Annotated in this window: 10 protein-coding genes; 7 read left to right on the top strand and 3 right to left on the bottom strand. The window is 66.3% G+C overall.

All coding sequences use genetic code 11. The features are described from left to right. The first annotated feature begins 1 nt into the window (after position 1). Complete coding sequence (locus PVW48_RS08690) at positions 2-3169, top strand: alpha-mannosidase (RefSeq protein WP_274581059.1); 3168 nt, start codon at positions 2-4, stop codon at positions 3167-3169. 113 nt (positions 3170-3282) lie between these two features. Further along, a complete protein-coding gene (rpe, locus tag PVW48_RS08695) occupies positions 3283-3981 on the top strand; it encodes a ribulose-phosphate 3-epimerase (RefSeq protein WP_012179667.1) in 699 nt (232 codons plus the stop codon). On the opposite strand, the gene PVW48_RS08700 is transcribed toward rpe, so the two are convergent. Beyond that, the gene (locus PVW48_RS08700; RefSeq protein ID WP_012179666.1) at positions 3982-4290 is read right to left on the bottom strand and encodes a hypothetical protein; all 309 of its coding nucleotides are present in this window, start codon (positions 4288-4290) and stop codon (positions 3982-3984) included. It lies immediately after the preceding gene. A gap of 107 nt (positions 4291-4397) precedes the next feature. Beyond that, positions 4398-5054 carry a GntR family transcriptional regulator gene (locus PVW48_RS08705; RefSeq protein WP_012179665.1) on the bottom strand — a complete coding sequence of 219 codons (657 nt, stop codon included), beginning with the start codon at positions 5052-5054 and terminating at the stop codon, positions 4398-4400. A gap of 134 nt (positions 5055-5188) precedes the next feature. Here PVW48_RS08705 and dctP point away from each other — a divergent pair, with 134 nt between their 5' ends. The 5 genes from dctP to PVW48_RS08730 all read left to right on the top strand — a co-directional run bounded on the left by dctP (position 5189) and on the right by PVW48_RS08730 (position 10881). Continuing rightward, complete coding sequence (gene dctP / locus PVW48_RS08710) at positions 5189-6172, top strand: TRAP transporter substrate-binding protein DctP (RefSeq protein ID WP_012179664.1); 984 nt, start codon at positions 5189-5191, stop codon at positions 6170-6172. 67 nt (positions 6173-6239) lie between these two features. Next, positions 6240-6791 (top strand): TRAP transporter small permease subunit, encoded by a 552-nt coding sequence (locus PVW48_RS08715; RefSeq protein ID WP_274581060.1) that lies wholly within the window; start codon positions 6240-6242, stop codon positions 6789-6791. After that, a complete protein-coding gene (locus PVW48_RS08720) occupies positions 6791-8107 on the top strand; it encodes a TRAP transporter large permease (RefSeq protein ID WP_012179662.1) in 1317 nt (438 codons plus the stop codon). The genes PVW48_RS08715 and PVW48_RS08720 overlap by 1 nt, the downstream gene beginning before the upstream one ends. Then, positions 8104-9357 carry a malonyl-CoA decarboxylase domain-containing protein gene (locus PVW48_RS08725; protein ID WP_274581061.1) on the top strand — a complete coding sequence of 418 codons (1254 nt, stop codon included), beginning with the start codon at positions 8104-8106 and terminating at the stop codon, positions 9355-9357. Before PVW48_RS08720 ends, PVW48_RS08725 begins: the two co-directional genes overlap by 4 nt. 3 nt (positions 9358-9360) lie before the next feature. Further along, complete coding sequence (locus tag PVW48_RS08730; protein WP_274581062.1) at positions 9361-10881, top strand: malonate--CoA ligase; 1521 nt, start codon at positions 9361-9363, stop codon at positions 10879-10881. A gap of 144 nt (positions 10882-11025) precedes the next feature. Here the strand turns inward: PVW48_RS08730 and PVW48_RS08735 are convergent, their stop codons facing one another. Further along, positions 11026-13506, bottom strand: coding sequence for a mechanosensitive ion channel domain-containing protein (locus tag PVW48_RS08735; RefSeq protein ID WP_274581063.1), 2481 nt, complete (start codon positions 13504-13506; stop codon positions 11026-11028). Between the last annotated feature and the right edge of the window lie 140 nt (positions 13507-13646).

The following is a 13646-nucleotide window of genomic DNA, read 5'->3' on the forward strand; positions in this document are numbered from 1 at the left end:
CATGAAGCACCAGATCTTCTGGACCGAGCAGAAAATTCTCAGCCGCCTGCCGCTGATCGCCCCGCTCGTCCACCGCCGCCGCGTCCCGATCCCGCCCTTTCGCTACCTGCCGCTGCCCGGTCCTCTGGCGGACGCCCCCGTGGGCGCGGACGTGGACGCCTCCGGCTGGGAGGAAATCCCCTTCGACAGCTATTGGGGCGAGTGGAGCCAGGATTTCGTCCTGCGCTCGAATTTCGCCGTGCCCGCGGGCTTCGGCACCCACGGCCCCGTGGCCCTGCACCTGCCGCTCGGGGTGGCGGGCGACATCTTCTGCCACCCGGAAGGGCTGGCCTATATCGACGGGGTCAGCCACGCCTCCGCCGACCGCCAGCACCACGAGATCTACCTCGACGGAGGCCTCTGCGACGGCGCGCCCCACACGCTCGCGCTCCATGGCTGGACCGGGCTGAGCGGCTGGCCCCCGGACCGCAGTTCGAAAACCAAGCTCTTCATGAAGCCCTGCGCCGTGGTCGAGATCGACGCCCCCACACGCAAGCTGGTCGCGCTCGTGACCCGCGCGCTGGACGTCGCGGGCCACATGGAAGAGGGCAACACCGCCCGGGGCCGGATCCTGCGGGCGCTAGACCAATGTTTCAAGGCCCTCGACACCCGCGACCCCATCCGCTCCGACGCCTTCTACGACAGCGTTCCGGGCGCGCTCGCGATCCTGCGCGACGCGCTGGAGGGCTACAAGGGCCGGATGGAGGTGGACATCCTCGCCATCGGCCACGCCCATATCGACATCGCCTACCTGTGGCAGGTCGACCAGACCCGGCGCAAATGCGGCCGGACCTTCTCCAACGTTCTGAAACTGATGGAGGAATACCCAGACTACCATTTCAGCGCGTCGCAACCTGTCCTCTACGAGATGGCCGAGCAGGACTATCCGCAGGTCTTCGAGGGAATCCGCGCCCGCGTTGCCGAGGGCCGGTGGGAGCCCATGGGCGGCATGTGGGTCGAGCCGGATTGCAACCTCGCGGGCGGCGAGAGCCTTGTGCGGCAGCTGATGTACGGGCGGCGCTATTTCATCGACAAGTTCGGCGAAACCGCCGAGACCCCCGTGCTCTGGCTGCCCGACACGTTCGGCTTCACCGCCGCCCTGCCGCAGCTGATGCAACAGGCCGGGCTGAAGTGGTTCGTCGCCAACAAGCTGAACTGGAACCAGTACAACCAGATGCCCAACCAGCTGTTCTGGTGGGAAGGCATCGACGGCTCGCGCGTCCTCAGCCACTTCCTCACGACCCCCTCCACCGTGCAATACCTGCCCCATCCCACCACCTACAAGGCCGAGATGACCGCGCGCGAGGTCTTCGGCACCTGGGACAATTTCCGCCAGAAACACCTGCACCAGGAACTGATCACCTGTTTCGGCTACGGCGATGGCGGGGGCGGGCCGACCCGCGAATTGATCGAGGCGGCCCGCGCCTATGCCGAATTGCCCGGCACGCCCTCGGTGCGCATGGGCACCGTGCGAGAGTTTTTCGAGCGCGTCGAGGAAAACGCCGCCCATGACCTGCCCACCTGGTCCGGGGAGTTCTACCTGGAACTGCACCGCGGCACCCTGACCAGCCAGGCCCGGATCAAGCGCGCCAATCGCAAGGCGGAGGTGCTGCTGCACGACGCCGAGTTCCTCGCGAGCCTCGCGGGGATTGTCACCGACCACCCCTATCCGGGCGACGCGTTCGAAGAGGCGTGGAAACTCGTCTTGCTGAACCAGTTCCACGATATCCTGCCCGGCACCTCGATCACCGAGGTTTTCGAGGATGCGACCCGCGATTACGCCAAAGTGACCGAGATCGGCACCGCCGCGCGCGATACGGCCCTTGCCGCCCTCACCACCCGGATGCCGCCCGAGGCGCAGGTGATGGCCGTGAACCCCACCGGGTTTTCCGTGGACCGGATCGGCTGGCTCGCCGAACCGGTGGCGGGGCTGTGCGACCTGCGCACCAACCGCCCCCTGCGCACCCAACCGGTGGCCGATGGCACACTGATCGATCTGCCCGCCCTGCCGGGTTACGCCGCGCTCGGCCTCGGGTCCTGCGCCGAGGCGCCCGAGCCCACGTCGCTGCGCATCACCGACTTCCCCGACGGCGCCGTTCTGGAAAACGACCTGATCCGGGTCCATGTCGCGCCCAATGGGCAGCTCGTGTCGGTCTTCGACAAGACCGCCCTGCGCGAGGTGCTCGCCGCAGACGCCTTCGGCAACCAGCTCCTTGCGTTCGAGGACCGACCCATGGTCTGGGATGCCTGGGATATCGACATCTTCTACGAAGACCGCTGCGAGGTGATCGACGCGCCCGTCCGCTTCGCCATCACCGAACGTGGCCCCCTGCGCGCGTCACTGGAGGTCGAACACCACTGGCGCGGCTCCACAATCACCCAGCGCATCAGCCTGCACCACAACTCCAAGCGGATCGAGTTCAAGACCGACGTGGACTGGCAAACCTCTCACATCCTGCTCAAATGCGCCTTCCCGGTGGAGGTCTTCTCTCCCCGTGCCACCTACGACATCCAGTTCGGAAATACCGAACGCACCACCCACCGCAACACCAGCTGGGACTGGGCCCGGTTCGAGAGCGTCGGGCACAAATGGGCCGACCTGAGCGAAGGCAACTATGGCGTCGCCCTGCTCAATGATTGCAAATACGGCTACGACATCCACCACAACGTGATGCGCCTGAGCCTGCTGAAATCCGCCACCATGCCCGACCCGGTGCAGGACCGCGGCCGCCACGAGATGACCTATGCGCTCCTGCCGCATGAAGGCAATTGGCGCTCCGACGTGACCGAGAGCGGTTATATCCTCAACAATCCGGTGCTTTGCCGACCCGTCGCGGCGGGGCAGGGGGACGCAGCCCTGGTGCAGATGGTCGGCGTCTCGGGCTTTTCGACCGTGATCGACACGGTCAAGCGGGCCGAGGACGGGCAGGGCTATATCGTGCGTCTCTTCGAGAACGAGCGCACGCGCGGCCCCGTCACGCTACGTTTCGGGTTCAACCTGGGCGAGGTGCGCGCCGTCACCATCCTTGAGGACGACATCGGCCCGGTGGCCATGCGCGGCCGGGAGGTCACGTTGGAACTGACGCCCTACAAGATCGTGTCGCTCCGTGTGATCCCCGCCGGGGCCTGAGGCGCGCGGGTCAGGGCGCGTTGCTCCCGGTGTATTTCGGGAAGAAGGAGCGTGGCGGGTTTGTTGATCCCGGGCGTGCGCCGGGCTATAGCCGCGCCAACAGGAGAATGCGCATGCCCTTTGACCGTTCCATCAAGATCGCCCCGTCCATCCTCGCCGCGGATTTCGCCAATTTCGGGGCCGAATGCGCGGCGGTGGAAGCCCAGGGCGCCGACTGGGTCCATGTGGATGTGATGGACGGCCATTTCGTGCCCAACATCACCTTCGGTCCTGCGACCTGTGCCGCGATCCGGCCCCATATCAAGGGGGTGATGGATGTGCATCTGATGATTGCGCCGGTGGACCCCTATATCGACGCCTTCGCCGATGCGGGTGCGGACGTGATCACCGCGCATCTGGAGGCCGGGCCCCATATTCACCGCACCCTGCAAGCGATCCGCGGGGCCGGGGCCAAGGCGGGGCTCGCGCTCAACCCGGGCACCGGGCTTGGGGATGTGGGCCATCTGCTGGACATGGTCGACCTCGTCTGCGTGATGACCGTGAACCCGGGCTTCGGCGGGCAGAAGTTCCTCGACATGTCGGCCAAGATCCGCGACCTGCGCGCCATGATCGGCGACCGCCCCATCCATATCGAGATCGACGGAGGTGTGACGCCTCAGACCGCGCCGCTGGTGGCCAAGGCCGGGGCGGATGTGCTGGTCGCAGGCTCGGCAGTGTTCAAGGGCGGCTCGGTCGCCGATCCCGCGCCTTACGGGGCCAATATCGCCGCGATCCGGGCCGCTGCAGAGGCCGCGACCGGGGTCATGGCCTGATCAGGGCAACTCGCTCAGCCACAGCTTGAGCAGGGCGGCCCCGTTCGGCATGGCCTGCCCGCGCGCCTCGAAGGCGAAAAGGTCCGCCGCCACCATCGCCGCCAGCCTGTAGAGCCCGGCGGCCTTGGGATCGCCCGCCATGTCCTCCAACCCGCTCGCGGCGGAGGCGATGGCAAAGACCAGCGCCAGACCGCTTGCCTCGGGGTAGGCCTTGGCCAGCGCCCGCGCCACGTCATAGTCGATCCGGGGTGCCGATGCGGCCTCTTGCAGGACCGATGCGATCATCCGGTCCGTAAAGATCTCTGTCATTCTGGGCACCTGGCAACGCGTTACACGGCCCGAACCTCGTGGACCGGCAACTGGCCTAGTCCGATATGCGCCGGTTTTGAAGTCCCGACGCTGCGACAGGGGTGGGTTTACTCCGCCACTTTCTGCATGCTGGCGAGCACATGATGGAACTTTTCGCCCTGCACGGCGACATGGCTGCGCAGGGCCTCCCCGGCGGCAATCGCGTCTCCGGCGGCCAGGGCGGCGACGATCGCGCGGTGCTCGGCCATGGACTGCGACAGCCGCCCGCGCAGCTGCAATTGGATCCTGCGGAAGGGTTTGAGGCGCTTGTGCAGACGTATTACGTCGTTTTGCAGAAAACTGTTCCCGGATTCGGCGTAAATGATGTGGTGGAAGCGCTCGTTCTCCCGGTAGTAGCCATCGCTGTCCGCGGCTTCCACCGCCGCCTCGCAGGTGGCGTTGGCCTGCTCCAGATCGTCCAGCGCAGCGTCGCTGATCCGGGGGGCGGCCAGGCGGCCGCAGGCGGCCTCCAACTCGGCCATGTACTCGAACAGCGCGATCAGCTCCATTGGCCCGGGATGGCGGACAAACACGCCTCTGCGCGGAATTTGTTCCACCAGACCCGCCGTCCCGAGGTGATAGAACGCCTCGCGAATCGGGGTGCGCGATACGCCGAAATGCTCTGCCAGCTTGATCTCGTTCAATCGGTCGCCGTCCGAGAACCCTCCGGTGAGGATCATGTTCTCCAGTTCCTGGGCAATGGTGTCTGCGCGGCGCGTGTCCATCCCCTGACCATGGGCCAAGCCCGCATGAAATGCAATAGCGTGTAAATTGTATACAGTTTGCTTGACTTGGCATGCGATCTAGGTCACGTTGATCGCAACTCGTCACAGGGCGAGACTTAACGGGAGGAAAATCCATGAAACATACTTTGCTTGCGGCGGTCGCCGCATCGGCCCTCGGGGTCGCGACCATGGCCGGCGCCACGGAACTGCGCCTGTCGCACCAGTGGTCCAACCAGGACATCCGCCACCAGGTCGCCCAGATCGTGGCCGACGAGGTCGCCGCGGCGGACGTGGATCTCGAGATCAAGATCTTCGGGTCCCAGTCGCTCTTCAAGGCGCGGGAGCAGTACAAGCCCCTGTCGCGCGGCCAACTCGACATGACCGTCTTCCCGCTCAGCTACGCAGGCGGCCAGCAGCCGGCCTTCAACCTGACCCTGATGCCGGGCCTGGTGAAGAATCACGATCACGCGGCGCGCCTGAACGAAAGCGCGTTCATGGAGGCGATCGAGGCCAAGATGGCCGAGGATGACGTCATGGTTCTGGTCCACGGCTACCTCGCGGGCGGTTTCGCCGGCAAGGACAAGTGCATCACCAAGCCCGAAGACGTCCAGGGCCTGCAAACCCGCGCCGCCGGTCGCGCCTTCGAGCAGATGCTCGCCGGGGCAGGGGCGTCGATCGCCTCCATGGGCTCGGGCGAGATCTACAACGCCATGCAGACCGGCGTTCTGAACGCCGCGAACACCTCGTCCTCGTCCTTCGTGTCCTTCCGGATCTACGAGCAGGTCGCCTGCTACACCCCGGCGGGCGACTACGCGCTGTGGTTCATGTACCAGCCGCTCCTGATGAACAAATCCACCTTCGAGGGCCTCACCGCGGAGCAGCAGGAGGCCCTGCTCGCCGCCGCAGAGAAGGCCGAGGCGTTCTACCTCGAAGAGGCCAAGAAGGAAGACGCCGCCTCCCGCGAGGTATTCGAGAAGGCCGGCGTCGAGATCGCCGAGATGACCCAGGCCGATTTCGACGCCTGGCGCGCCCTCGCACAGGAAACCTCCTACGCGGCCTTCGTGGCCGACACCCCCGGCGGGCAAGAGCTTCTGGACAAGGCCCTCGCGGTCGAGTGATCCTCTCGGGGCGGCGCCCCTGCGGGCCCGCCCCACCCAAGACACCCCCAACATCCGAGGTAGACCCATGGCAGGGCAAAGCACTGCCGCCGAGGCCCGGACAGGCGACAACCTGTTCCTGAAGGCCGTGGCGGCGCTTTCCACACTCGCAGGTTGGTTGTCCGCAGCGATGATCGTCATCGCCGTCGGAATCACCTGCCAGATGATCTTCATCCGCTTCGTGCTGAACGGCTCCACCGTGTGGCAGACCGAGGCGGTGGTCTACCTGATGGTGGGCGCGACCCTGATGGGCCTGCCTTACGTGCAACGTCTGCGCGGTCATGTGAATGTCGACTTGATCCCGCTGATGATGGGCCGTCGCCTGCGCCGGGTCATGGCGATCTTCACTCTTTGTGTCTCGATTGCGATCATCGGTGTGATGCTGTTCTACGGCTATGAATACTGGCACTTCGCGTGGGAGCGTGGCTGGCGTTCGGACACGGTCTGGGGCCCCAAGCTGTGGATCCCCTACCTCGCCATCCCCCTCGGGTTCGGCCTGCTGATGCTGCAACTGATTGCCGATCTCGTCGCGGTCCTGCTGCGCATCGACACCCCCTTCGGTCTCGGGGAGGACGCCTGATGGACCCGCTTACCCTCGGCGCGCTGGTCGCGTTCGCCACCATCATTGTGCTCTTCTCCGGCGTGTCGGTGGCCATCGGCCTGCTGATCGTCTCGGCCGGTTTCCTGATCGTGTTCGACGGGATGCGCTCGCTCGAACTCATGCCCGAGATCTTCTTCGGCAAGCTCGACAATTTCGCCCTGCTCTCGATCCCGATGTTCATCATCATGGGCGCCTCGATCGCCTCCACCCGGGCGGGCGCCGACCTCTACGAGGCGTTGGAGCGGTGGCTGACCCGCGTGCCCGGGGGCCTCGTGATCTCCAACCTCGGGGCCTGCGCGCTGTTCTCGGCCATGTCCGGATCCAGCCCGGCGACCTGTGCCGCCATCGGCAAGATGGGCATCCCCGAAATGCGCAAGCGCGGCTACCCCGATGAGGTCGCGGCAGGCTCCATCGCCGCGGGCGGCACGCTCGGCATCCTGATCCCGCCCTCGGTGACGATGATCGTCTACGGCATCGCGACCGAGACCTCGATCGGCCGTCTTTTCCTCGCGGGCGTGTTTCCGGGGCTCTTGCTGGTGGGGCTGTTCATGCTTTGGTCGCTCTATTCCACCTGGCGGTCGGGTAATACCGCCGTGCTGACCGCGACCGTCTACACCTGGAAGCAGAAGTTCGAGATCCTGCCCCGCGTCCTGCCCTTCATCGTCATCATCATCGGTGTGCTCTACGCCATGTATGGCGGCGTCGCCACACCGTCCGAGACCGCCGCTGTGGGCGCGCTGCTGTGCCTGCTGATCGCGATGATCATCTACAAGCTCTGGTCGCCCGTGAAGCTCTGGGAAGTGCTGCGCGACAGCACCAAGGAAAGCGTGATGATCCTGTTCATCATCGCCGCCGCCGGGGTCTTTTCCTACATGCTGTCGAGCCTGTTCATCACCCAGGCCATCGCCGAATGGATCGGCACGCTGGAGGTCAATCGCTGGGTCCTGATGGGCGCGATCAACTTGTTTTTGCTGGTGGCGGGCTTCTTCCTGCCGCCCGTGGCGGTGATCCTGATGACGGCGCCGGTGCTTTTGCCGATCATCACCACCGCCGGGTTCGACCCGATCTGGTTCGCGGTGATCCTCACGATCAACATGGAGATCGGCCTGATCTCCCCGCCCGTGGGGCTGAACCTCTATGTGATCAACGGCATTGCCCCGGATATCAAGCTCAAGACGATCCTCGTGGGCTCGCTGCCCTACGTCGCCTGCATGGTGCTGGCAATCCTGATCCTGTGTGTCTTCCCGGGCATCGCCACCTGGCTGCCCGACGCGGTGATGGGGCCGGGCTTTTGAGCGTGATGGCCGACCTTCTCGGCACGCTCTTCGAGCGGCGCTACCGCGCGGGGGCCCCGGATCCGCGCGCCCTGCCGGAGCTGTCCCGCGCGCTGGTAGAGGCGCGGGCCGAAGGGCCGGGGGGCGAGTTGGCAAGGGCGCTTCTGGACCGCTATGCCGCCGCGGACCGGGACGAACGTCTGGCCTGGTTCACCTTCCTGGCCGAGGAAATGGATCTCGACACCACGGCGCTCGCGAACGCGCTGGCGGCCTACGCCGAGAGCCGGGATCCGCAGGCCTACCGCAGCCTCGCAGCCCTCTCCGAACCCCCGCGGCAGGAGCTTGCCCGCCGCCTCAACCAGGTGCCCGGCGCCACGGCGCAACTCGTGGCGATGCGCGCCGACCTGCTGAGCATGATCCCCGACGCCCCGGGCTTGCAACGTGTGGACCTGGACTTCCGCCACCTGTTCAAGAGCTGGTTCAACCGCGGCTTTCTGGTGCTGCGCCCGATAACCTGGGAAAGCCCGGCCCATATCCTGGAGAAGATCATCGCCTACGAGGCGGTGCATGAAATCCACTCCTGGGATGACCTGCGGCGGCGGCTGGAGCCTGCGGACCGCCGCTGCTTTGCCTTCTTTCACCCCTCCATGCCCGACGAGCCGTTGATCTTCGTCGAGGTCGCCCTGACCACCGCGGTGCCCGGCTCGATCCAGGCGCTTCTGTCAGAGGATCGCGCGCAGATCGACCCGGGCCAGGCCACCACCGCGACCTTCTACTCGATATCGAACTGCCAGGACGGGCTGGCGGGCATCTCCTTCGGCAATTTCCTGATCAAGCAGGTGGTCCGCGACCTGCAACGCGACCTGCCCCAGATCACCCGCTTCGTCACCCTCTCGCCGATCCCGGGCCTGTGCGCCTGGACAGCCGAGACCGGCCTCGACTGGCCCGACGATGGCGCCGCCCAGGCCGCGCTCGCCGCCCATTACCTGCTGAAGGCCAAGGGCCGTGGCACAGCCCCACGCGACCCGGTGGCGCGCTTCCACCTGGGCAACGGCGCGCTGGTCCATGCGGTCCATTCGGGGGCCGATACCTCCGACAATGGCCGACGCCAATCGGGCGGTGTCATGGTGAACTACCTTTACGACCTCGACCGGATCGCCGAAAACCACGCCAGGTTCCACGATGACGGCACCATCGCCGCCAGCCGCGATATGGTCAGCCTCGCCAAGCGCGCGCCCATGCCGAGACCCGAGCAGACGGAGACGACCTGAGACATGACAAACCCGCTCTATGATGCCCTTTTCGGACGCAACGCCGGCAGTGACGCCCCCTTCCTGCACCTGCCCGGCGGCGACACCCTCACCCATGGCGGCTTCGTGGAGCTCGCCGCCCGTTACGCCGCCACCCTGACCGGGCTGGGCCTTGCCCCCGGCGACCGGCTGGCCCTGCAGGTCGAAAAATCCCCCGAGGCGCTGGCGGTCTATGCGGGCTGCGTGCAGGCGGGCATCGTGTTCCTGCCGCTCAACACCGCCTATACCCCGGCCGAGATCAGCTATTTCGTCGGCAACTCCGGCGCGAAACTCGTGCTCTGCGATCCGCGCGCGGAGGCGGGTCTCACCCCCGTCGCGGCCGAGGCGGGCGCGCAGCTCCTGACGCTCGCCGCTGATGGCACCGGCAGCTTTCCCGACGCCGCCGCCACCGCCCCCGCCACGTTCGAGACCGTGGCCCGGACCGAGGACGACCTCGCCGCCTTCCTCTACACCTCCGGCACCACGGGCCGGTCCAAGGGCGCGATGCTGAGCCAGCGCAACCTGCTCAGCAACGCCGAGGTGCTGGTCGATTACTGGCGCTTCACCGACAAGGACGTGCTGCTCCACGCCCTGCCGATCTTCCATACCCACGGGCTGTTCGTGGGCACCAACATCACGCTGCTGGCGGGCGGGTCGATGATCTTCTTGCCGAAATTCGACGCCGAGGCGGTGCTCGCCAACCTGCCGCACGCCACCACGATGATGGGCGTGCCGACCTTCTACACCCGCCTGCTGGCCGAGGACCGGTTCGATCGCGACCTCGTCGCCCATATGCGGCTCTTCGTGTCCGGCTCCGCGCCGCTTCTGGCCGAAACCCACCGGGAGTTCGAGGCCCGCACCGGTCATCGCATCCTCGAACGCTACGGCATGACCGAGACCAACATGAACACCTCCAACCCCTATGACGGCGCGCGCCGGGCGGGCACCGTGGGCTTCCCGCTGCCGGGGGTGGAGTTGAAGGTCTGCGACCCCGACACCGGCGCCGAGCTGCCCCAGGGCGAGATCGGCCAAATCGAGGTGCGCGGGCCGAACGTGTTCCAGGGCTACTGGCAGATGCCCGAGAAAACCGCCGCCGAGCTGCGCGCGGACGGGTTCTTCATCACCGGCGACCTCGGCCTGATCGACGACCAGGGCTATGTGCAGATCGTCGGACGCGGCAAGGATCTGATCATCTCGGGCGGCTACAACATCTACCCCAAGGAGGTGGAGCTGGCCCTCGACGAGGCCCCCGGAGTGCTCGAATCCGCCGTGATCGGCGCGCCGCACCCCGATTTCGGCGAGAGCGTCGTCGGCATCCTCGTCCCCCAACCGGGCGCGCGGATCGACACCGAGGCGGTGGCGGCACGCCTCGCCGGACAGCTCGCCCGGTTCAAGCAGCCGCGCAAGCTGGTGGTGATGGACGCGCTGCCGCGCAACACCATGGGCAAGGTGCAAAAAAACGTGCTGCGCGAGCAATTCGCCGACGCGTTTTCGGAACCGGCCTGACGGGCGTTAACCTATTCAGGAAATTGAATGTTTCGCATGCGAAACAAATCTCTGGAAGGTCTTGGAATCCCACAATTCCGCGAAAAAATTTGTCGGCGCTCCAGGCCCCTTTCAGGGCCCGGGCGTTAACATCTGGCGCAGGCCCTAGCGGCCCGCCCCGTCGTCGTCCTCCTGGCCGGGGATGGTCTCGTCGCCGCGGTCCGGGGGCACCTGCCTGCGCCGCGTCTCGTCCATGTCCAGCTGCTCGGGGCCGCGCGCGTCCGGGATCGCCTCGGTCACCGGATGCGCCTGAGACGCCGCGGCATCGCCGGTCTGCATCATCACATGGATCGGCGGTGCCTTGCCCTTGCGGTCCTCGCCGAAATAGATCGTCTGGTGCGGGAACGGGATCTCGATGCCGCGATCGTCGAAGATCTTCTTCAGCAGCAGGTTATAGGCCCGGCCCACGCCCCATTGCTTGCCCGGCTGGGTCTTGATCCGCGCTCGCAGCACGATCGCGCTGTCGCCGAAGGAATTCAGCCCGAACCACTCCAGATCTTCGATCAGGAAGCCGCCCTGGTCGGGATCCGCGCGCAACTCCTCGAAGGCGTCGAACATGGCCTGTTTCGCCATCTCGATATCCTCGCGATATGCCACGCCCATGTCGCAGACATAGTACGAGAATTCCCGCATGTAGTTCGAGATCATCGAAGCCGAGGAGAACGGGATCATGTGCACCACGCCCTGCAAGTCGCGCAGGGTGACCGATCGCACGGTCAGTTTCTCCACAGTGCCCACGACGCCGCCCACATCCACCACGTCGCCCACGTTCATGGCATTCTCGAACTGGATGAAGATGCCTGTGATGATGTCCTCGACCAGCTTCTGCGCACCGAAGGAAATCGCCAGCCCCAGAACCCCGGCCGAGGCCAGCAGCGGCCCGATGTTCAGACCCAATTGCGACAGGGCAAACATCCCGCCGAAGATCACCAGCGCAATGGTCACCGCGTTGCGCAGCAACGTCAGCAGCGTGACTGTCCGCGGGGTGGGCGGTTTCCCGACGAACGGGTTGAGCTGGTAGTCGACCCAAGACGACACGGCCAGGTAGACGACCGCGACGAACACCAGCCCCAGCGCCACGCCGAAGATCGCGCCCACCATGGCACCGCCCGCGTCCGAGCCCAGATATCCCGAGAAATCGAACAACTCGACCACGTCCAGGATCGACAGCACCACCAGGATCACAACCGCGATCCGTACCACGACCAGCCCCGCGGGAAGCAGCCGGTTCAACCGGCTCGCCAGCAGGGGCAGTCGGCTATCGACCATCTCCGGCAGCCGCACCCGGCGCTGGGTGGCGCGGCGCGCCAGCATGGTGACCGTGCCGCCGATCCCGAGGATCAGCACCACCCGCACCGTGTCCGCCGCGAGCGGACCCAGCACGTTACCCGGCCGCGTCAGCACCACCACGAGGACGTAGACCAGGTAGGCCAGCACCGGCCAGTGCCAGCGCAGCGCGAAATAGGACAGCACCTCGTCAAGGGTGACGTCCTCCTTGCTGTAGCGCGTCAGCCAGGCGCCCACCTTCTTGCGATAGGCCAGAACGACGCCTACGAGGTAGACGATCACGATCGCCCCCAGCAGGGTCGCCACCGCCCGCCCGATGAAGACCGAGGTCTGCTCGGTCACCACCGGCACGGCGACGAGTTGCCCGTAGGCCGCCAAACCGATGGCGAAGGCGATCAGCCGCTGGATCTGCCGGGCGGCCTTGTCGCTCACATCGATGAAGCGCAGTTGGTCGGTCCGGGGGGTCAAAACGAAGCGCGATGGCAGCTTCAGCATCTCGACCAGCGCGAAAGCGGCGAAGAAGGCAGCCTGCGCGGTGTTCAGGGAAGCGCCGTTCTCGGCAACGACCGAAACGCTGACGACCGCCACGCCGATCACCAGCGCGATGGGGATTGCCAAGGCCAGCAAGCCCGTGCCGATGATCCTCAGGATGAAGCGATACAACCAGTTGGTACTGACTGCCTTGCGCCCGATCAGCCGCAGCAAGGGGCGCATCGCAAGCCGCAGCAGTATCAGCGCGCCGTAGGTGACCAGCACGGCCTCGACCAGATCCCGCACGATGGTCAGCAACAGATCCGAATTCAGCCCCCGGATCGCGAGGCCGAGGGTCGTTGGGATGCGTTCCACCCGCGCCATGAAGCCGCGCAGGTTGTCCGCCATGGTGGTGCGCAGGTCCTGGATCAGGCGGGTCGAGAAATTGCCGACGGTGCTCGTGGTTGTGGTTGTGGCCTCGGGCGCGGCGGCGGCCGGAGCGGTGGCGCTTCCCTCGGGCGCGGCCGCGGTGCCGGCGGCGGCCTGTTCCAGCTGTGCGATCAACGCGGCGCGCGCCGCCTCGTCCTGCAAAAGCTCGATCAGGGCCTGGGTCGGGTCCGCCGGGGTGGTGGCCTCGGCAGGGGCGTCCTCGGCGGGGGCCTCGGTGCTGCTGTTGCCGGTCATCCCCGGGATGGGGAAGGTCGACTGGGCGCTGGCGGTCCAGCTTCCCAGCACCAGGGCCAGCAGGGTCGCAACCGCGACAAGGAAGCCGCGCAAGAAAACAAATCGTGCGGCGCAGAGCGCCATCGGGGCAGAGGGGGTATGCATGAAGCGGTCTTGGGTCCGTCGTTTCGGGGGGCAGGCCGGGACGCCCGCCCTTTGCAAGGCAACATGGCCCAGACCGGGAACGCCGCCAAGGGCCAAGCGGTTCCGTGCCCGGGTCTGAAAACCACAGCACCCCCGGCGCG

It is taken from the genome of Dinoroseobacter sp. PD6 (assembly GCF_028807315.1).
In the GTDB taxonomy this organism is placed as follows: Bacteria; Pseudomonadota; Alphaproteobacteria; order Rhodobacterales; family Rhodobacteraceae; genus Dinoroseobacter; species Dinoroseobacter shibae.

Excerpts from the sequence above, each read along its gene's own strand:
- PVW48_RS08690 (WP_274581059.1), top strand. The coding sequence starts at position 2 with ATGAAGCACCAGATCTTCTGGACCGAGCAGAAAATTCTCAGCCGCCTG.
- PVW48_RS08715 (WP_274581060.1), top strand. The coding sequence starts at position 6,240 with ATGGCAGGGCAAAGCACTGCCGCCGAGGCCCGGACAGGCGACAACCTG.
- PVW48_RS08730 (WP_274581062.1), top strand. The coding sequence starts at position 9,361 with ATGACAAACCCGCTCTATGATGCCCTTTTCGGACGCAACGCCGGCAGT.
- PVW48_RS08720 (WP_012179662.1), top strand. The coding sequence starts at position 6,791 with ATGGACCCGCTTACCCTCGGCGCGCTGGTCGCGTTCGCCACCATCATT.
- PVW48_RS08735 (WP_274581063.1), bottom strand. The coding sequence starts at position 13,506 with ATGCATACCCCCTCTGCCCCGATGGCGCTCTGCGCCGCACGATTTGTT.
- PVW48_RS08700 (WP_012179666.1), bottom strand. The coding sequence starts at position 4,290 with ATGACAGAGATCTTTACGGACCGGATGATCGCATCGGTCCTGCAAGAG.
- rpe (WP_012179667.1), top strand. The coding sequence starts at position 3,283 with ATGCCCTTTGACCGTTCCATCAAGATCGCCCCGTCCATCCTCGCCGCG.
- PVW48_RS08705 (WP_012179665.1), bottom strand. The coding sequence starts at position 5,054 with ATGGACACGCGCCGCGCAGACACCATTGCCCAGGAACTGGAGAACATG.
- dctP (WP_012179664.1), top strand. The coding sequence starts at position 5,189 with ATGAAACATACTTTGCTTGCGGCGGTCGCCGCATCGGCCCTCGGGGTC.